Genomic DNA, 18,674 nt, shown 5'->3' on the forward strand with positions numbered 1-18,674 from the left:
CAAAGCATTACGACGGGTCGGAACCCCGCAAAGCCGCCCACCACAGACCCAGCACCGCCGCGACCAGGGTGGCGATGATCCAGCCGACGAACCCGCTGCCGTCCAGGTAGGCCCAGAACAGGCCGACGATCGGCGCGGGCACCATGAACACCGCGTCCACCCGCAGCTGAGCGACCAGGCCACGCGGCGCGCGCGTGTCCGGATCGGGCTGCACGGGGTTGTCGAGGCGGCGGCCGCGCGGGTGCCTGGTCACCGGGCGCCCGGACGGGTAGACGGTCACGCCGTCGATCACGGCGATCCGTCCGCCGCGCAGCCGCACGGTCGACGGCGACGGCAGCGTCACGAGCACAGGGTCGTAGTAGACGGGCAGCCAGCGCTCGACCGGGCCGTCGATCTCCAGCCACGACCGCACCATCAGCCCGGACTGCAGCCGGATCCGCCGCACGGTCACCTCGGACGCGGCGGAACGCGCGGTCCGCACCGCCAGCAGCATCCGCACGAGACCGGCGAAGAGCACCAGCAGCACCACGGCGGCGGAGAACGTCACGCCGCCCAGCGCCCGGTCGGCCTGCACGAACAGGTCGGAACCGGGGATCACGGCACGCGACGGATCGGCCGGGTCGAACGCCACCTGCGTCTGCTTCCCGACGATCCGCTCACCGTTCTCGTACGCGACGCGCGCGGTCCCGGCCGGCCACCGCACCTCGACCATACCGTCCGAAAAGGACACGACCTCGCCCATGCCACGCGACGTCAGCGACGCCAGCACCGCTCGATCGTCCGAATAGGACAGCCACGAGAACAACGCGACCACGAAGCACACGACCAGCACGGCCGCCGTGGTGAAAAGGCCATAACGCAGCGCACGAACCCGGGAACGCAGCAAGACGAGCTCCAAACAGAAAGAAACGGCCCGGCGGAGAGACCCGCCGGGCCGTCGGAACAGCTAACCGCACATCACTCGGTGAAGCCCATGTTGATGTAGTCGTACGGACGGTTCGCGTACGCGACGGCGCCCATGTTGGCGACGTTGCTCTTGATCGCGACCGCACCGGGCAGCTGGTAGAGCGGCAGCTGGTGGCCCAGCTCCCAGATCTTCTTGTCGGCCTCGTTGGCGATCTCGAGGCGCTTGGTGTCGTCGAGCTCGCCGTTGGCCTGCTCGAGCAGCTTGTTGACCTCTTCGGAGCCGATCCGGCCGTAGTTCTGGTTGGTGCTGGCCGGGTCGAGCGTGTAGATGCCCTTGCTGTCCGAGATCGGCAGGGCCGAGGCCAGCCAGCGGAAGCCGGTCATGTCGAAGTTGCCGACGTTCACGAACTGCTTGAAGAAGTCCGTCGAGGGGACGGCCTGGATGTCGACCTTGGCGCCGATCTCCTTCAGCTGCGACTGCACGAGCTTCGCGATCTGGTCGGAGGTGGGGTTCGGCGTCGGGATGACGTAACGGACGACGAGCTCCTTGCCGTCCTTCTTGCGCGTCTCGCCCTCGAGCTTCCAGCCCAGCTCGTCGAGCTGCTTCTTCGCGGCTTCCTTGTCGAACGACGCCACGGACGAGTTGTCCTTGTAGCCGGCCGAGCCCAGCAGGAAGAAGTGGTTACCGGTGACCTGCGCGTCGCCCTTGATCATCTGGCCGAGCAGCGCCTTGGTGATGGTCTTGGTGTCGATGCCGCGCTGCAGCGCGACGCGGAGCTTCGCGTCCTTGAGGATCGACGTGTCCGCACCGTTGAACGTGATGTGCGAGTAGTCCGGCGTGATCGCCTGGCGGATCGTCACACCCTGCATCGACTTGGCACGCGTGAAGTTGTCGATGCTGGAGCCGATGTCGAAGAAGTCGATCTGGCCGTTGGCGAGCGCGTCCGCGAGCGCGGGGCGGTCGACCTGGCGGAACGTGATCTTCTCGAGCTTGGGCTTCTGGCCCCACCAAGCCGGGTCCTGCACGACCGTCACGAGCTTCGCGGTGCGGTCGATCGTGCCGACCTTGAACGGACCGCCGGTGATCTTCGGGGTGTCGGCCCAGCCCTTGTTGAACTCCTCGGCCGAGGAGGACATGGCCTTCGGGTAGAGGGGCGAGAACAGGCCCTTCCACTCGGCGAACTTCTTCTTGAACGTGACCTTGACGTCCTGGTCGGTCGCGCCCTTCTCGACCTTCTCGATGTCCTCGTAGCCGGTGGTGCCGGCGACCTCGAAGGCCTTGTCGGTCCCGTTCAGGGACTTCCACATGGCCTCGAAGTCCTGCCAGGACACCGCGGTGCCGTCCGACCACTTGGCCTTCGAGTTGATCTTGAACTCGAGGACCTGCGGGTCGGTGGACGCGAGCTTCGCGTCGTCGAGGTAGTCCTTGTTGACCTCGATCGTCGCGTCGGGCTTCTGCTTGTACAGGCTCGGCATCATCGTGTCGATCATGCGGCGGCCGTCGGCGTTGGTGCCGTCGAGCTGGTTGTAGTTCCAGTTGTCCGGCAGCTGGTCGACGGGCCAGCGGAACTCGCCGCCGTCCTTGACCTTGGCCGCGTCCTGCGGGTTGATGTCCGCCTGGCCGATCGTGTTCTCCGCGCCCTTGAGCCCGGAGTTCCCGCTGTTGCTGGGCCCACCACACGCGGTAAGCGTGAGCGCGACCGCAGCAACGGCGATCACTCCCACCTTGGTACGTCGACTCACTGTCGTGAACCTCCCTCGTGCCCGGACACCAGTTGCCGGGGACACTGTTCCTTCGTGCTCGCAGGTCTTGTTCTGAGGCGACGGATGCATCAGAGAACCTGACGGACTTGGGCGAAGTGGCAGGCGGCCTCGTGGTCCGCGGCCTGCGCCTCGCGCAGTGGTTCCACCTCGATGCACTGGCGCTGCTTCTCGGGCGGCAGCGACGCGTGCAGGAAGCAGCGGGTCCGGAAGCGGCAGCCGGACGGCGGGTTCGCCGGGCTCGGCAGGTCGCCGGTGAGGATGATCCTCTCCCGCTGACGCTCCTTGACGGGGTCGGGGATCGGGATCGCCGACAGCAGTGCCTGCGTGTACGGGTGGCGCGGCGCGTCGAACACCGAGTCCACCCCGCCGATCTCGATGATCTTCCCGAGGTACATGACGGCCACCCGGTCCGCGATGTGGCGCACCACCGACAGGTCGTGTGCCACGAACAGGTAGGCCAGGCCCAGCTTGGACTTCAGCTCCTCCAGCAGGTTGATGACACCCGCCTGGATGGAGACGTCCAGCGCCGACACCGGCTCGTCGAGCACGACGAGCTTCGGTTCGAGCGCGAGCGCCCGCGCGATGCCGATGCGCTGGCGCTGACCGCCGGAGAACTCACCGGGGTAGCGCGACAGCTGGTCGGGACGCAGGCCGACGAGACGCATCAGCTCCGGCACGCGCCGGTTGATCTCGTCCTTGGCGTAGCCGTGGACCTGCATCGGCTCGGCGATGCAGTCGTGGATCGTCAGGCGCGGGTCGAGCGACGCCATCGGGTCCTGGAAGACCACCGACATGTCGCGGCGGATCGCGAAGCGGCGCTTGGCGTCCACTTCGGACGACTTCGTGCCGAGCACGGAGATCTCGCCGCCCATGGGCTTCTGGAGGTTGAGGATCTCCATCAGCGTCGTGGTCTTGCCGCAGCCCGACTCGCCGACGAGACCCAGGGTCTCGCCTTCGCGGACGTCGAACGAGATGCCCGCCACCGCGTGCACGGTGCCGACGCGGCGCTTGAACACCACGCCCTTGTTGACCGGGTACTCCTTGACGAGGTTGTCGAGGCCCAGCACGATGTCGCGCTGCTCGCGCGGGATCTTCGCGACCTCGGGCTCGTCGGCCACCTCGGCACCGAAGATCTCGACGGCGGCCTCGGCGCCCTCGGCGTCGGCCGCGGCGATCTCGTTGGTGCGGATGCACGCGGCGGCGTGCTCGATCGAGCCGTCGACGTCCATCAGCGGCGGTTCGGCGGTGTGGCAGGCGTCGACGACCATCGGGCAGCGCGGCGCGAACGGGCACCCCGGGGGGAGGTCCGTGAGCGACGGCGGCTGGCCCTTGATCGGCACCAGCGCCTGCTTCTCGCTGAAGTCGAGGCGCGGGATCGAGCCGAGCAGGCCGAGCGTGTACGGCATGCGCGGCTGCTGGTAGATCTCGTCGACCTTGCCCTTTTCGACAGCGCGGCCCGCGTACATGACCATCAGCCGGTCCGCGAACCCGGCGACGACGCCGAGGTCGTGGGTGATGATCACGATGCCCGCGCCGGTGACCTCCTGCGCGGTCTCGAGCAGCTGCAGCACCTGCGCCTGCACCGTCACGTCGAGCGCGGTGGTCGGCTCGTCGGCGATGATCAGGTCGGGGTCGTTGGCGATCGCCATCGCGATCACCGCGCGCTGCCGCATGCCGCCGGAGAACTCGTGCGGGAACGCCTTGACGCGCTCCGCGGCGTTCGGGATGCCGACGAGGTCGAGCAGTTCGACCGAGCGCTTGGCCGCGGCGGCCTTCGACACCGCGCCCTTCTTGTGGACCAGGATCGCCTCGGCGATCTGGTCGCCGACGGTGTAGACCGGCGTCAGCGCGGACAGCGGGTCCTGGAACACCATCGAGACGCGGCGGCCGCGGATCTTCGACAGCTCGGTGTCGCTGCGGCCGATGAGCTCACGGCCCTGGAACTTGATGGAACCGCTGACGCGCGCCGAGGACGGCAGCAGGCCCATGACCGCGAGCGACGACACGGACTTGCCCGAACCGGACTCGCCGACGATGCCGAGGACCTCGCCGGGCGAGACCTGGTAGCTCAGCCCGCGCACCGCGTGCACGCGGCCGGACTCGCTGGGGAAGGACACTTGAAGGTCCTCGACCTGCAGCACCGGGCCGTCGGCGACCGGGTCCGCCGGTGCGTCGAACTGGATCTCCGAGGTGGTCATCAGGCGGCCTTCTCCTTGGTGTCCTTCTTCTCCTTGCGGCGCACGCGCGTGGAGGTGGGGTCGAGCGCGTCACGAAGCCCGTCGCCGACCCAGTTCACCGCCAGCACGAACACGACGAGGAAGCCCGCCGGGAACAGGAACAGCCACGGGAAGGTCGTCGCGGACTCCGCGTTGAGACCGATGAGGGTGCCGAGCGAGACGTCGGGCGACTGCACGCCGAACCCGAAGAAGCTCAGGCCCGTCTCGGCGAGCACGGCGGAACCGACGTTGATCGTCGCGTCGATGATGAGCAGCGACGCCATGTTCGGCACGATGTGCTTGGCGATGATCTTGCGCGCCGGCTGGCCCATGAACTTGGCCGCCTTCACGAACTCGCGTTCCTTCAGCGTCAGCGTCATGCCGCGCACGATGCGGGCGGTGATCATCCATTGGAACGCCGCGAGCATCACCACCAGCAGGAACCACGACTTGCCGCGGAACCACGGGCTCAGGATCGCGATGATCAGGAACGACGGCAGCACCAGCAGCAGGTCGACGACCCACATGAGCGTCTTGTCGGCGACACCGAGGAAGTAGCCGGCGGCCGCGCCGACGACCGCGGCGATGCTGGTCGAGATCAGCGCCACGAGCAGGCCGATGATCAGCGACTTCTGCAGCCCGCGCATGGTGAGCGCGAACATGTCGGTACCGATCTTGTCGGTGCCGAAGATGTGCTCGGAGTAGGGCGGCTCTAGGAACGCCGAGTAGTCCTGGGTGTCGTAGCTCCACTTCGACAGGAGCGGCCCCACGAACGCCATCAGGTACATCCCGATGATGACCACCAGGCCGACCAGCGCCAGCTTGTTGCGCATGAAGCGGATGAACACGAGCCTGCCGCGCGTCATCGCCTTCTCCGGGTCGGGAGCGGCGTCGACTGGGCTGCCCGAGGCGGCACCGGTGGTTCCGGCGGCGTCGCCCTCGTTGAGGATCACGGTCACGTCGTCGTCACCTTGCCTAGTTCACGCGGATTCGGGGGTCGAGCGCGGCGTACAGCACGTCGGCGAGCCAGCCGGAGAACAGCACGCACACCGCGACGAACAGCGTCACCGTGGCAGTGATGTTCGCGTCCTGCGAGCCGATGCCGACGACCAGCCAGTCGCCCATGCCGTACCAGGTGAAGATCTTCTCCGTGAACGTGCCACCGACGACGAGCAGGCCGAAGCCGAACGCGAACAGCGTCGCCATCGGGATCAGCGCCGTGCGCAGGCCGTGCTTGAACAGCGCCTTGCGGCGGGTGAGGCCCTTGGCCTGCGCGGTGCGCAGGAAGTCGCTGCCGAGCACGTCGAGCATCGACGAGCGCTGGTAGCGGCTGTAGAAGGCGATCTGGCCGAGCGCGATCGCGAGCGTCGGCAGGATCAGGTGCTGGATCCGGTCGCCGAGCTGTTCGAACCAGTTGCCCTGGAAGCCCGGTGTCGTCTCACCGACGAAGATCAGCACGTTGCTGCCGATCGCGTCGTTGATCCCCTGGGCGCCCATCTTCAGCAACGGTCCGAGCACCAGGACCGGCATGGACAGCAATATGAAGCTGAACAGGGTCGCGAAGTAGTCGCTGAACTTGTACTGCCTGATCGCGCTCACCACGCCGAGCAGCACTCCGAACAGGATGCCGAACGTGATCCCGAGCAGGAACAGCCTCAGACTCACGCCGATGCGCCTGCCGAGTTCGTCGGTGATCGGGCGGTCGGCGACGGTACGACCGAAGTCGCCCTGCACCACCCCGCTCATCCACGTGACGAACCGCTGCGGGATCGGCTGGTCGAGGTGCAGGTCTCGTTTCTTCGCCTCGATCGATGCCGCCGGCGGCGGTGGGTTGCGTTGTTGCAACACCCCGATCGGGTCAAAGGTGGCGGAGGCCAACGTGAACGCGAGGAACGTCGCCACGAGGGCGAGCACCACGTAGTTGACCAACCGCCGCAACAGAAATCCGGCCACCCGTGTTCAGTCCTCTCCCCGGTGGTTGCGACGTCGGCTCACTGGATTGCAGTGGACGAGTTGCAAGAGATTAACCGCCGTTCTGGCGGACCGCTGCCCACCCCCACCAATGCGTGGAGGCCCACTGACCGGGCCATAGTCACCCATGCGTGAAGGATTGGCCGGTGGAACAGCCACATCAACAGTTGACTCTCGTCAATTGTGTGTCCAAGCGTGACCATTGTGCGGCCGGATCGCCGTATTCAGCGTGAAGTTCTGTCTCGGCACGGATGGTTGTGACGCATCTGGGTGAATGCATTGACCAGAAGACGTGGGACAAGCAGCGCAATGTGATCGGAAACCGGACATCACGCTGTGAAGCGCTTCAGGCGTGCACGGTTACTGCATCGATGCGGAGCAGGCAGAACGTCCGAGCAGCTCAGGCACGGCTAGCCCGAACGGCGTGAACCGCGTCACAGCGGGCACGGCCAGATGGATTAGGACAGCCTAAGAAAGCCGCCACAAACGGCCGCCGGCGATCACGAAAACCTGATCACCCGCCTTCTCCGCGGCGACGACCTTCCCGGACGGGCCGTCCGCGGGCTTTTCGTCCTTTTCGGACACCAGTTTCACGCCGCCGTGATCCACGAGCAATGTCGGCGTGCCGTTGACGTCGACCGGCGCGGCCAGGGTGTCGTCGTCGCCCACGGGGATCTCGGGGGTGGTGACCTTCTTCCAGTCCGCGCCCTTGCCCGACCACCAGGCGAGCCTGCCCTGAGCGCGGCCCACCACGTGACAGGTGCCGTCCCAGCAGCGGGCGGCCAGCGCCGCGTCACCGTCCGGGAGGGTGGCGGTCGTCCAGGCGGTGCCGTCGAACCGCCAGACCGCGGCGCTCACCACGCCCTTCGCGATCTGCCAGCCGGCCACCAGCGCGCCGTCTCCGTCCGGCGTCACGGCGAGCGGGAAGCGGAGGAGCTCCTGCGAGCTCTCGAGGACGGTGCCGGCGGAAGGCTGCCGGGTCCACGTGTCGGCGGTGTAGGTCCAGGCGGCGATGTCGAGCCCCGCCTTGGCGCTCTGCCAGGTGCCGATGATCAACGGACCCTTCGAGGTGCGCACCGGCCCGATCAGCTCGCCCGCGCCGTACCCGCCGAACGTGCTGAAGGCCTGCGGTTTCTCGTTGATGGCACGGGTGTCGCCGGTCCAGGCGCTCCAGCGGACGTTGCCGTGCGCACCACCGCGTTCGCCGCCGACCCCGGTGATCGTGGTGCCGTCGGAGGTGATGCCGTACCAGTGCGCTTCCTTGCCGTACGGGGTCGCCGGGGTCAGCCGGGAGTTCGCGAGCGTGCCGTCCTTGGTGCGGGTGACGAGTTCGGGGTGGTCGGACGGGCGGGTGCCGATGACCAGCGTCTCGCCGTGCGTGGCCAACGCCTCCGGTGTGGCCGTGAGATCGACGGCGGTGAAACCGACCGTGTTGTCGTCACCGCCCGAGGAGCAGGCGGCGAGGACGAGCAAAACCGCGAGCGTCAGCCTCCGCATGCGCGCCAGTATGACCACATGCGGCCCGAACACGATCAGGTGTTGCACTTCTCCGAGGACCCTTCGATCACCCGGTTCGTCCCGCACGTGGCGGCGACCGCGCGGCAGGCCGAGGAGTACGTGTGGGCGGTGGACGCGCACCGCTCGCCCGACTACTGGTTCCCCCGCCAGTGCCCGAGGGTGCTCACCATTTCCGGGTCGGCCAGGGTGCACGCGGTCGAGTACGGGTGGCTGGAGCGGATGCGGACCGCGGAGCTGTACGCGTACCGCTTCGACGCGGCGCCGTTCCGGCCGTTCGGCGAGAAGGGCGCGGGAGGTGGGCACGCGATGGTGGCGACCGAACCCGTGGTGCCGCTCGGGCCCGCCGAACGCGTCGGCGACCTGTTCGCGCTGCACGAGGAGGCGGGCATCGAACTGCGCGTGCTCGCCAACCTCTGGCCGTTCGTGGACGAGGTCGTGGCCGGCCCGCTCGCGTACAGCGGCATCCGGCTGCGGAACGCCCTCCCCCGTTCAGTGCGATGATCTGCGCCCATGCGGGTGCTGCTGGTGGAGGACGACGAGCCGATCGCGGAATCGCTCACGCGTGGGCTGTCCCGCTACGGGTTCGAGGTGACGTGGGTGCGCACGGGCGCGGAAGCGCTGGTGGCCGGGGACTTCTCGATGGTCCTCGTGGATCTCGGGCTGCCCGACGTGGACGGACTCGACGTCTGCCGCGAGCTGCGGGCGCGCGGGGACGTGCCGATCATCGTGATCAGCGCGCGGTCCGACGAGGTCGACCGGGTGGTGGGGCTGGAGATCGGTGCGGACGACTACGTCACGAAGCCGTTCGGGGTGCGCGAGGTCGTCGCACGGATGCGGGCGGTCCTCAGGCGCGTGCAGCCCGCACGGAAGGAACCGGAGGCAGCGCACGGGCGGGTGCGCATCGATCGGCGTGGGCGGCGGGTGCACCTCGACGGCGGTGAGGTCGAGCTGACGCCGAAGGAGTTCGACCTGCTGGCGTTCCTGGCCGAGGACCCCGGCGCGGTGTTCACCCGCGAGCAGATCATGGAGGCGGTGTGGGACGCGCACTGGTTCGGTCCCACCAAGACGCTCGACGTGCACGTCGGGGTGTTGCGCCGCAAGCTCGGTGACGCGGCCTCGCTGGAGACCGTGCGGGGCGTGGGTTTCCGGCTGGTGCTCACGTGATCCGGCAGCTCGTCTGGAGCTACGTGCTGCTGGTCGCGGTGGCGATCGCCGCGTTCACGGTGCCGGTGGCGTTCACGCTGAACAACCAGATCTACGGCGACGCGGAGAACACCGCGCGCCGCGAGGCCGAGACCGCCGCGCTGCTGCTCGCCTCCGGCGACAGGCGGTCGCTGAGCGCGCTCATCGACGCCTACGAACGGCAGACGCTCGGCCAGATCGACGTCCTCGAACCGCAGGGCGAGTCGATGAACTGGGACGGCGAGGGCCTGAAGCTCACGGTGCCCGCGAAGACGCCCGACGGCACGGTCGTCGGCGCGATCCGGCTGTCCTATCCGGACGGTCCGATCACGCAACGGCTCTGGCAGATCTGGGGTTTCCGCGCCGCGCTCGCCGTGGGAGTGCTGATCGTGGCGGCGTTCCTGGGCCTGTGGCTCGCCCGCCGGGTCACCCGGCCGTTGCGGGAGCTGAACGCGATGGCGGGCAGGCTGCGCGACGGCGACCTGACCGCGCGGGCCGAGGAGACCGGGCCGCCGGAGACCCGCACGCTCGCCCGCACCCTGAACACCGCCACCGAGACCATCGGCACGCTGGTCGGCTCGCAGCGCGCGTTCATCGGCGACGCCTCGCACCAGCTCCGCACGCCGCTGACGGCGTTGCGGCTCAGCCTCGACAACGTGGCCGACGGCGTGGACGATCCGACGGTCCGCGAGGACGTCGAGATGGCGACGGCCGAGGTCGTGCGGATGTCCAGGCTGGTCAACGGTTTGCTGGCGCTGGCCCGCGCCGAGGCCGACGTCGCCCACCCCGAACCGGTGCAGGTGCTCGACGTCGTCGCGGAACGGTTCACCGCCTGGCGCGCCGCCGCCGACGAGCGCTCGATCTCCCTGGTCAGCGAGGGCTTCGACATCCGCGTCCTGGCGACGCCGGGACACCTCGAGCAGGTGCTCGACAACGTGCTGTCCAACGCGCTGGAGGTGTCCCCGGACGGCGCCACGATCCTCGTCCGCACGACGCGGCCCGGTTCGGTGGAAGTCATCGACGCCGGCCCCGGCCTGCCCGAGGCCGACCGGGCGCGGGCGTTCGACAGGTTCTGGCGCGGCCAGGGCCTCACCGGCCGGGGCGGGTCGGGCCTCGGGCTCGCCATCGTGAAGCAGCTCGTCACCGACGACGGCGGCGCGGTGTCGCTGGAGGAGGCGTCGAGCGGCGGGCTGTGCGTGCGGATCAGACTCGCTCCGGCATCGCCGACGAGTGGTGGTTCACGATGAGCCACTTCCCGTCGACCTTCTCGTAGACGAACGTGTAGCGGGCGTCGACGGTCGTCGGCTTGCCCTCCCGGGTGAGCGCGAACCGGTAGGTGCCCGCGTCGATCGCGTCGTCGGTGTCCAGCACGGCGACGTGCGAGTCGAGGATCGTCCCGCTCGGCTTGTTCTTCAGGAAGTGCTCGAAGTAGTCCACGATCTCCGCCCGCGTGGACCGCACCTGGTTCGACACCGTGGGCAGCAGGACCGCGTTCGGAGCGTAGCGATCGGCCACCTTCTGGGCGTCCCCCGTCGCGAGGGACGCGTTCCAGTCGGCGAACAACGCCTTGATCTGCTCGGTCGTCGGCCCCACCTCGGACCCGCTGGAGGATTGCGCTGGGGCACTGGAACATCCGACGAGCAGGGCGGTCGCCCCGACCAGTCCGGCGGCTCCGATGAGGTGCTGGTGCATCGTGTCGTTCTCCCCGATCGAGTGGCTGTTGAGATCCACTTTGGGGTGACGACCGGAAAGGCCGGGACAGGAGCGGGCCAGCACCGGGACAAGGTTTCGGAAAGCCTGGTAAACGTGGACGCATGGGACTTCTCAGCGGAATGATGGGGAACGCGTCGAAGCTCGACCCGCGGGACGCCGCGAAGGAGTTCGGGCGGCTGCTGGCGCACGGTGAGCAGATCCACGCGGCGTACCAGCTGGTGCGCGACTCGTTCCTGTTCACCGACCGGCGGCTGATCCTGGTCGACAAGCAGGGCATGACGGGCAAGAAGGTCGAGTACCACTCGGTGCCGTACAAGGCGATCACGCAGTTCTCGGTCGAGACGGCCGGGCACTTCGACCTCGACGCCGAACTGAAGATCTGGGTCTCCGGCGCGGATGCCCCGATCTCCAAGCAGTTCGGCAAGGGCGTCGACGTCTACGAGGTGCAGGGGATGCTGGCCGCGTTCGTGCGGTAGCGGTAGCGCGCTCAGCGGGCCTGCAGCATCGGGCGGAACTTGTCGCGGTACGCCCACGCCAGACCGATCTCGGCGGCGACGACGAAGAGCGCCATGCCCATGCCCGAGGGCTCCAGGAACAGGTGGATCAGGAAGATGTTCACGACCATCGGGGCCAGGAGTGCGAGGGCCAGCGGCACGAACCGGCCGGCCACCAGCAGGACGCCCGCGACGACCTGCACTCCCGAGGCCAGCTGCAGCATGTAGCCCGTCGCGTACAGCGCCGCGGTGAACGCGACCCCGGCCGGCGCCATCGTGCTCGGGTCCGGTGCGGGCATGAAGTTCAGGAAGCCGTTCAGGCCGGTCACGGTGAACAGCAGACCGGTCAGCACGCGCGTCACGAGCGTGGCGTGGCGGGCGGCGGCCGACCTGCGGGCGGTGGCGGGGGCGGTGGCGAGCGCGGTCATGGTGTCCTCCTGGGCTGTCGTGTCCTTCCACTGATGCGTCGAACGGCACCAGGCTGGATCGACACGACCGCCCAGAAAATCTTCGAGAACTTTGAAAGCGCTGATCAGACGCGCGCGGCGCGCACGACCTCGGCGATCGGGCTGAGCTTCAGCCAGCCCGGCAGGCCGCGCACCACCCAGCGCGGGCCGGTCAGCTCGATCGTGCCCGCGCGCACCGCGTCGAGCAGTTCGAACTCCCCCTCCCACATCCGGTAGAGCGTGGCGATGTCGGACGCCAGCACGGCGTCGACCTCGAGGCCGGGGTCGGTGTAGCAGACCGAGGCGTCGCCGGGTTCGAGGACGAGCCAGAACGTGCGGCGGCGGTCGCTGATGCGGACCTCGATGTTCGCGCGCTTGCTCAGCGACCCGGTGTCGATGCGGCCGTGCATCCACCACATCAGCACCTCGGGGTCGAGCTCGTCGGCGCGCGGGTCGCCGAACGCGTAGCGGGCGCCCCAGTCCGCGAGGCCGAACACCAAGGGGCGCAACGCTTCCCCGGACGGTGTCAGCGTGTAGCCGTCGCCGGTGCGCCGCACCAGACCGGCGGTCGCGAGCTGCCGCAGCCGCCGCGACAGCAGCGCGCGGGAGAGCCCCGGCAGGCCGCGCGAGAGCTCGTTGAAGCGCGAGGCACCGACGAGCATGTCCCGCACGATCAGCAATGTCCACCGGTCGCCCAGCACCTCGACGGCGCGGACGATCGGGCAGTACTGCGCATAGGTCCTCACAGGGGAAGTCTCCGCCGCGGAGGGGGTTTCGTTACCGCCGTCCGGTTCACTTTCAGAACTACCCGCGGGGCTTGCGCGTTCCTACCTTCGTCCTATGACAACTCTTGACGCACCACGGGTGACCAGCACGTTCCCCACCGTGACCAGAGACGACGACGCGAAGTTCGTCGACATGGCCGCACGCATCGGCGCGATCGCGGCGGCCCACGCGGCCGAGCACGACCGGGACGCCACGTTCGTGAGCGAGGCCTACGCGGCGATGCGCGAGGAGGGCTACCTGGCGTTGGCCGTACCCGAGGAACTGGGCGGGCTCGGCGCCACCATGCGCCAGGTCTGCTACGCGCAGGCGGAGCTCGCGCGGCACGACGGCGCCACCGCGCTGGCCGTCACCATGCACCTGTACCTGACGCTGATGCAGTGCTACCGGCGCCGCAAGGGCGCACCGGACGCGGAGGGCGTGCTGCGGCGCGTGGCCGCGGAAGGCCTCGTCATCGCGACCAGCGGCGGGTCGGACTGGCTGTGGCCGACGACGACGGCGACACCTGTCGAGGGCGGCTTCTTGGTGAGCGGGCGCAAGGCGTTCTGCAGCCAGTCGCCGCGTGCGAACGTCGTCGCCACGTGCGCCGTCCTCGATGACGAGGTGCTGCACTTCAGCGCCCCGTTGAACGCCGACGGCGTGCGCATCGAGCAAACCTGGGACACGCTCGGCATGCGCGGCACGGCCAGCCACGACGTCGTGCTGGAGGACGTGTTCGTCCCGGCCGAGAAGATCGCGGCCCGCCGGCCGTACGGCGAGTTCGGCGCTCCCCTGTTCGCGGCGGTCGTCCACTTCGCACCGGTGGTCGGGTCGACGTACTTCGGCATCGCGTCGGGCGCTCGGGACGTGGCCGTCCGGTCGACGTCGAAGAACGCCGTGCGCCAGATCGGGCTGATGGACTACAAGCTGCGCACCGCGTGGTGGTCGCTGATGGGCTCGATCGAGGAGCTCGGCGACGACTACACCGCGGGCGCCGAGACCGTCACCACCGTGATGCTGGCCAAGCGCCAGGCCGTCGTGGAGGCGATCGAGGTCGTCAGCATCGCGATGGAGGTCCTGGGTGGACGGTCGTTCTTCAAGCGCTCACCGCTCGAACGCGCCTACCGCGACGTGCGCGCCGGAACGTTCCACCCGCTCACGCCGGAAGCCACACTCGTGTACGCGGGCAAGGTCGCGCAGGGTGACCCGGGAGTCACGGAATAAGTTCAAGTTGTAAGCCTGCCAAGGGTTTGCGAGTATGCGGGTCCGTCTCTGCAGAAGGAGCGATTCCGGTGGCCACTCGCCTCAACCCGTACATCAGCTTCGACGGCCAGGCCCGCCAGGCGATGGAGTTCTACCACTCGGTCTTCGGCGGCGAGCTGAAGATGAACACCTTCGGTGAGTTCGGCATGCAGGACACACCGCAGGCCGACCAGATCATGCACGCACAGCTGGAAACAGACCTCGGCTACACGATCATGGCCGCCGACACGCCACCCGGCATGGAGTACCGGTCCGGCTCCAGCATCACGGTGTCGTTGTCCGGCGACGAAGAGGTGCTGCGCGACTACTTCAACGCCCTCGCGGAGGGCGGCAAGGTCGGTACGCCGCTGGAGAAGCAGATGTGGGGCGACGAGTACGGCGACCTGGTCGACAAGTTCGGCGTCAGCTGGATGGTCAACCTGGGCGGTCTGGGCTGATCGTCGTGCGGCGGGGTCGCGGGAGTGGCCCCGCCCGCCGTGCTGGCGCATGATGTGGACCATGAGCGAGCGTCTGCGGGGTGTGGTCGGCCAACTCGCCGTCCGGCCCTCCGACCGGGTGCTGGAGATCGGCTGCGGTCAGGGCGTCGCCGCCACGATGGTGTGCCAGCTGCTGTCCACCGGCACGCTCACCGCCGTCGACCGCTCGGTGAAGATGGTCGAGGCCGCGACCCGCCGCAACGCCGTGCACGTGGCGTCGGGCAAGGCGGAGTTCCTCATCGCGTCGCTCGAGGACATGAACCTCGGCGACCGGCGGTTCGACCTGGTGTTCGCGGTGCGGGTCGGGCTGTTCCACCGGGATCCGGAACGGGCGCGGGCGCTGGTGGAGCCGTGGCTCGCGCCAGGAGCCCGCGTGCTGTCGTTCTTCGACGTCCCCGTGTAGGACCTGCTAGATGCGGCCGAACAGGTCCGTGATCAGCTTCTTCGACGGCTCGACGCCCGCGGGCGACACCACCTCGATCTGCGTCTTGCCCTTGCGCGCGGCCACCGTGTGCTGGGCGGTCTCCGCGCCGCCGGCCGAGCTCTCGTAGGCCTCGTCGAACAGGCCGTCGATGGCCTTGGCCTTCTCCGGCTTGCCCTTGGCGAACGTCGCCGCGGTCGCGTTCGTCGTGAACCGCACCTCGACCGGCATGCCCGCGCCCACGTAGTTGCAGGTCGTGACGGTCTTGTCGACGGTCTCCCGCTGGCCCTGCAACCTCAGGTTGAGCGCCTTGCCCACGACGGACGAGTTGGCGTTCGCGCAGTTCGGACCGTTGCCGGCGGGCTGCTCGACGGTCGTCTGGGTCGCCGGGGCCTGCGTCGGGGCGGCTTCCGGCTCGGAGGTGCAGGCGGCGAGCAGGAACGCGGCGGCGGCGAGGAGGGTGATGCGCACATCCCTTCATCGGGCCTGCCGCCACCGCGTTACCCACGGCTCAGGTGCCGTCGATGAGCCTGACCGCGATCGCCGGACTGAACTGACCTGCCGGAACGGTCGGCGCGATGCCGCACTGGCCGTCGGAGTTGCCCGGCGTCTTCACCCACAGCAGCATTTCCGCGCCGCCGCCCGCCTGCGCGGGGACGCCGAGCCTGCGGCCGGCCGGGTTGCACCACTCGCCGTTGCTGCCGTTGGCGTTGCGGCTCGTGTCGATGACGAACCTCGGCCCGCCGCCCAGCGCCGACACGACCGCGTTGCCGTAGCTCGCCGACGCGCTGGTCGTGTAGTAGTTCGACACGTTCACCGAGAAGCCGCGCACGTTGCGCACGCCCGCGGCGTTCAGGCGCGACGCCATCGTGGCCGCCGCTACCCAGCCCGCGTTGCCGCCGTCGAGGTACGCGTAGGTGTTGGGTGCTTTCTGCTGGAACATCTGCGTGGCGTAGACGAGCATCGCGTTGCGTTCGTTGATCTGCGTCTGGGTCATGCACTCGAAGTCGCCCAGCGCGTCGGGCTCGATCACGACCACCGCCGGTTTCGTGCCGATGCCCGCCGCGAAGCCGGAGATCCACGTCCGGTAGGCCGCCGGGGAGCCCGCCCCGCCACCGGAATGCCCGCCGCACGCGTCCCGGCCGGGCAGGTTGTAGGCGACGAGCACCGGCAGCTTGTCGTTGCCGTCCGCGGCGCCGGTGTAGCTCGCGACGACGCTGCCGATGTTCGGGTCGTTGCCGAACCAGCGCGCGATCGGCCTGGAGCCGATCGACGCCTGGATTCGCGACGCTCGCGCGTCACCGGGGTTGTTGCGCGCCCACACCGCGGGCGACGAGTTCGGGTTGACGTAGAAACCGCTCGTCAGGTCGAGCGGACTCGCCGCATGTGCGGGCGCGGGTAAGAGGAACAGCAGTGTCACCACAGCCAGGACCCACCTCATTGTGGATCTCCTTCCTGCTAACGGGAATCTGCGTACGCGGCCACCCATGCCAGTGCGGAGTTCCAGTTGATCGCGACCTCGTTCGTCGACCACGAGCCGATGTCGTCGATGTAGCACTTGGCCGGCGAGCAGCCGCGCAGGTTCTGCTGCGCCACCGGGTCCTGCAACCCGGTGTTCGGGCCACCGGCGAGCGCACCGGCGGGCGGATTGGGCAGTTTCGGGTCGAGCTGGTTCGCCCAGTGGCGGTGGTGCTGGTTGCGGGCGGCCTGCTCGCCGTAGCCGCTGACGAACGACCGGTTCACCGCGTTGCGGCCCAGCAGGTAGTCGAATGACTCCAGCACGGCGTCGCGGTACTTGGGGTGCCGGGTCAGGTCGTGTGCCCGCGCCATGATCATCGCGGCGTTGGCGGTGGAGCTGGTCGAGCCCCACAGGTAGCCGGGTGCCGGGTCGGGATAACCCTGTTCCCGCAACGACTTCACGTAACCGTTCGCGACGGTGAGCAGCCTGAGCTTCGCGAGGATCACCTTGTCGAGCGGGAAGCGCCAGGGCGTGCGCAGGATAGTGAGGTCCGCGAGCGCGCCGGTGTCCTTCCACGAGAAGCCGTCCTCGGTCAGCTTCGTGGTGATCCGCTTCAGGTACCTGTGGTCCCCGGTCAGCGCGTACAACTCCGTTGCCGCCCAGGAGAACTCGTCGCTGACGTTCGTGTCGTCGTAGGCGCCGCCGCCGACGTTGTCCTCACGCGGCGCGTAGACCGCCGGGTTCTCGTTCGCGGCCTTCCACGCGCGTTCGGCGGCGGTCCGGCACTGCGCCGCGAGGCCGGGGATCACGCGTGCGCACCGGGCACCGGCCGCGGCGAGGTTCAGCGTGGCCGCGGTGGAGACGGCGTGCAGGTAGCGGGGCTGCGGGTCGAGGTGCGGCAGGGTCGGCAGCGCGGTCCACGCCAGGTCGTGGATCTTGTGGTGCACCATGCCGTCGGGCGCCTGCATGCGCATCAGGAACTCGACCTCCCAGCGCGCCTCGTCGAGGACGTCCGGGCGCGGGGACTGTTCGTAGGAGTCCATGAGCTGCCACGCGGCGAGCGCGCCGTTCACCACGTACTTGCCGTGGTCGCCGGCGTCGTACCAGCCGCCGCGCACGTCCAGTGAGTAGTCGCACACGCCGGGCAGGCACGGAACCGAGGCGTCACCGAGGTGTCCGGCCGGGCGCGCGTACTTCTCCCCCACCCGTGCCGCTTCGATCGGGGTACCGCTCCGGTTGTGGTAGAAGTACGCCAGCGCGTCCTTGCTGAGCTGCGCGTACGGGTTCTTCGCGAGGTCGAACGGCTGTGAGACGTCCTGCCCGACCGCCAGGGTGAAACCGCTGCCCGCCTTGCGGTACGCGGAGAAGTCCGCGATGTGCACGCTGTCGCCGGACGACGCGTCCGCGCCGCGCACCTCCGTCCGTCCACTCCGGACCACCTTGCCGGCCGCGTCCTTCAGCTGCCACGACAGGGGTGTGGCCGACGTGCTGACGACGGTCGACCGCTTGGGCCCGTCGACGTCGTAGGCGTGCTGGTTGACGCGCACCGGTGAGCCGTAGGTCCAGCCACCGCCGGGCGGGATCGCCCCGCCGGTCAACGACACGTCGTCCAGGCAGAGCGTGTACGGCTCGGTCGCGCCGCCCATCTGCAGCGACACCTGCTGGTGGATGTCCGAGACCGTCGAGCTCCCGGTGAACTCGAACGTCTGCGGTGCCGGGGTGAGCGCCGCCGCCTTGTTCAGCGTGGACTGGACGACGGCGCGGACCGTGACTGCCTTCGTGGCGGACGCGGTGAACCGCAGCGTGTAGGGCTGACCGGCTTCCAGCGGGATGTCGTTCTGGCCGATCATCGAGCTCCACGGGTTGACCGTCCCAGCCGGAACGTCGGCGCACAGCCGTCCGTCCACGACCTTCGACGGCGTGTTCCCGCTGCTCCACCACGGGGTCTTGCCCGCGTCGAAGGTGCCGTTCAGCACGCGTTCGTGCCCGGCGGCGAGCGCCGGGGTCGCGAGTGCCAGCGCCAGCACGACCGGCAGGGCGGCGGCGGTGGATCTGAGTCCAACAGACATTGGTGGCCTCTTCA

19 protein-coding genes are annotated in these 18,674 nt (G+C 68.8%); 7 read left to right on the forward strand and 12 right to left on the reverse strand.

Going from position 1 to position 18,674, the window contains the following annotated elements:
• Positions 1-7: 7 nt before the first annotated feature.
• From IEY88_RS23590 to IEY88_RS23615, 6 genes are all read right to left on the reverse strand, one after another.
• A complete protein-coding gene (locus tag IEY88_RS23590) occupies positions 8-886 on the reverse strand; it encodes a hypothetical protein (RefSeq protein WP_189156978.1) in 879 nt (292 codons plus the stop codon).
• Positions 887-957: 71 nt separating this feature from the next.
• The gene (locus IEY88_RS23595; protein ID WP_229693669.1) at positions 958-2,625 is read right to left on the reverse strand and encodes an ABC transporter family substrate-binding protein; all 1,668 of its coding nucleotides are present in this window, start codon (positions 2,623-2,625) and stop codon (positions 958-960) included.
• A 113-nt stretch (positions 2,626-2,738) separates the two neighbouring features.
• A complete protein-coding gene (locus IEY88_RS23600) occupies positions 2,739-4,868 on the reverse strand; it encodes a dipeptide ABC transporter ATP-binding protein (RefSeq protein ID WP_189156980.1) in 2,130 nt (709 codons plus the stop codon).
• Positions 4,868-5,845 (reverse strand): ABC transporter permease, encoded by a 978-nt coding sequence (locus IEY88_RS23605; RefSeq protein WP_229693670.1) that lies wholly within the window; start codon positions 5,843-5,845, stop codon positions 4,868-4,870. Before IEY88_RS23605 ends, IEY88_RS23600 begins: the two co-directional genes overlap by 1 nt.
• A 16-nt stretch (positions 5,846-5,861) precedes the next feature.
• Positions 5,862-6,839 (reverse strand): ABC transporter permease, encoded by a 978-nt coding sequence (locus tag IEY88_RS23610; RefSeq protein WP_189156981.1) that lies wholly within the window; start codon positions 6,837-6,839, stop codon positions 5,862-5,864.
• Positions 6,840-7,325: 486 nt separating this feature from the next.
• Positions 7,326-8,354 carry a hypothetical protein gene (locus tag IEY88_RS23615; RefSeq protein WP_189156982.1) on the reverse strand — a complete coding sequence of 343 codons (1,029 nt, stop codon included), beginning with the start codon at positions 8,352-8,354 and terminating at the stop codon, positions 7,326-7,328.
• Positions 8,355-8,372: 18 nt separating this feature from the next.
• Here IEY88_RS23615 and IEY88_RS23620 point away from each other — a divergent pair, with 18 nt between their 5' ends.
• From IEY88_RS23620 to IEY88_RS23630, 3 genes are read left to right on the forward strand one after another with little or no spacing between them, the layout of a single operon-like run.
• Positions 8,373-8,876, forward strand: coding sequence for a DUF6886 family protein (locus IEY88_RS23620; RefSeq protein ID WP_189156983.1), 504 nt, complete (start codon positions 8,373-8,375; stop codon positions 8,874-8,876).
• A 9-nt stretch (positions 8,877-8,885) separates the two neighbouring features.
• The gene (locus IEY88_RS23625) at positions 8,886-9,539 is read left to right on the forward strand and encodes a response regulator transcription factor (RefSeq protein WP_189156984.1); all 654 of its coding nucleotides are present in this window, start codon (positions 8,886-8,888) and stop codon (positions 9,537-9,539) included.
• Positions 9,536-10,804 (forward strand): sensor histidine kinase, encoded by a 1,269-nt coding sequence (locus tag IEY88_RS23630; protein WP_189156985.1) that lies wholly within the window; start codon positions 9,536-9,538, stop codon positions 10,802-10,804. Before IEY88_RS23625 ends, IEY88_RS23630 begins: the two co-directional genes overlap by 4 nt.
• On the opposite strand, the gene IEY88_RS23635 is transcribed toward IEY88_RS23630, so the two are convergent.
• Positions 10,761-11,288, reverse strand: coding sequence for an SgcJ/EcaC family oxidoreductase (locus IEY88_RS23635; protein WP_229693671.1), 528 nt, complete (start codon positions 11,286-11,288; stop codon positions 10,761-10,763). The genes IEY88_RS23630 and IEY88_RS23635 overlap by 44 nt on opposite strands.
• Before the next feature lie 83 nt (positions 11,289-11,371).
• Here IEY88_RS23635 and IEY88_RS23640 point away from each other — a divergent pair, with 83 nt between their 5' ends.
• Complete coding sequence (locus tag IEY88_RS23640) at positions 11,372-11,746, forward strand: PH domain-containing protein (RefSeq protein ID WP_189156986.1); 375 nt, start codon at positions 11,372-11,374, stop codon at positions 11,744-11,746.
• A gap of 11 nt (positions 11,747-11,757) precedes the next feature.
• On the opposite strand, the gene IEY88_RS23645 is transcribed toward IEY88_RS23640, so the two are convergent.
• Positions 11,758-12,192, reverse strand: coding sequence for a DoxX family membrane protein (locus IEY88_RS23645; RefSeq protein WP_229693672.1), 435 nt, complete (start codon positions 12,190-12,192; stop codon positions 11,758-11,760).
• A gap of 104 nt (positions 12,193-12,296) precedes the next feature.
• A complete protein-coding gene (locus tag IEY88_RS23650; RefSeq protein ID WP_189156987.1) occupies positions 12,297-12,956 on the reverse strand; it encodes a winged helix-turn-helix transcriptional regulator in 660 nt (219 codons plus the stop codon).
• A 139-nt stretch (positions 12,957-13,095) separates the two neighbouring features.
• Here IEY88_RS23650 and IEY88_RS23655 point away from each other — a divergent pair, with 139 nt between their 5' ends.
• From IEY88_RS23655 to IEY88_RS23665, 3 genes are all read left to right on the forward strand, one after another.
• A complete protein-coding gene (locus IEY88_RS23655) occupies positions 13,096-14,196 on the forward strand; it encodes an acyl-CoA dehydrogenase family protein (RefSeq protein ID WP_189156988.1) in 1,101 nt (366 codons plus the stop codon).
• Positions 14,197-14,264: 68 nt separating this feature from the next.
• Complete coding sequence (locus IEY88_RS23660; protein WP_189156989.1) at positions 14,265-14,672, forward strand: VOC family protein; 408 nt, start codon at positions 14,265-14,267, stop codon at positions 14,670-14,672.
• Positions 14,673-14,733: 61 nt separating this feature from the next.
• Positions 14,734-15,114, forward strand: coding sequence for a class I SAM-dependent methyltransferase (locus IEY88_RS23665; RefSeq protein WP_189156990.1), 381 nt, complete (start codon positions 14,734-14,736; stop codon positions 15,112-15,114).
• 6 nt (positions 15,115-15,120) lie between these two features.
• Here the strand turns inward: IEY88_RS23665 and IEY88_RS23670 are convergent, their stop codons facing one another.
• Genes IEY88_RS23670 through IEY88_RS23680 form a run of 3 tightly spaced genes read right to left on the reverse strand, consistent with a single transcriptional unit; the run spans position 15,121 to position 18,660 of the window.
• Entirely contained in the window at positions 15,121-15,603 is a 483-nt protein-coding gene (locus IEY88_RS23670) for a hypothetical protein (RefSeq protein ID WP_189156991.1), read from the reverse strand.
• Between the two features lie 40 nt (positions 15,604-15,643).
• Positions 15,644-16,573: a glycoside hydrolase family 6 protein gene (locus IEY88_RS23675; protein WP_229693673.1), complete on the reverse strand. Its 930-nt coding sequence runs from the start codon at positions 16,571-16,573 to the stop codon at positions 15,644-15,646.
• Between the two features lie 17 nt (positions 16,574-16,590).
• A complete protein-coding gene (locus IEY88_RS23680) occupies positions 16,591-18,660 on the reverse strand; it encodes a glycoside hydrolase family 9 protein (RefSeq protein ID WP_189156993.1) in 2,070 nt (689 codons plus the stop codon).
• Between the last annotated feature and the right edge of the window lie 14 nt (positions 18,661-18,674).

It is taken from the genome of Lentzea pudingi (assembly GCF_014646255.1).
In the GTDB taxonomy this organism is placed as follows: Bacteria; Actinomycetota; Actinomycetes; order Mycobacteriales; family Pseudonocardiaceae; genus Lentzea; species Lentzea pudingi.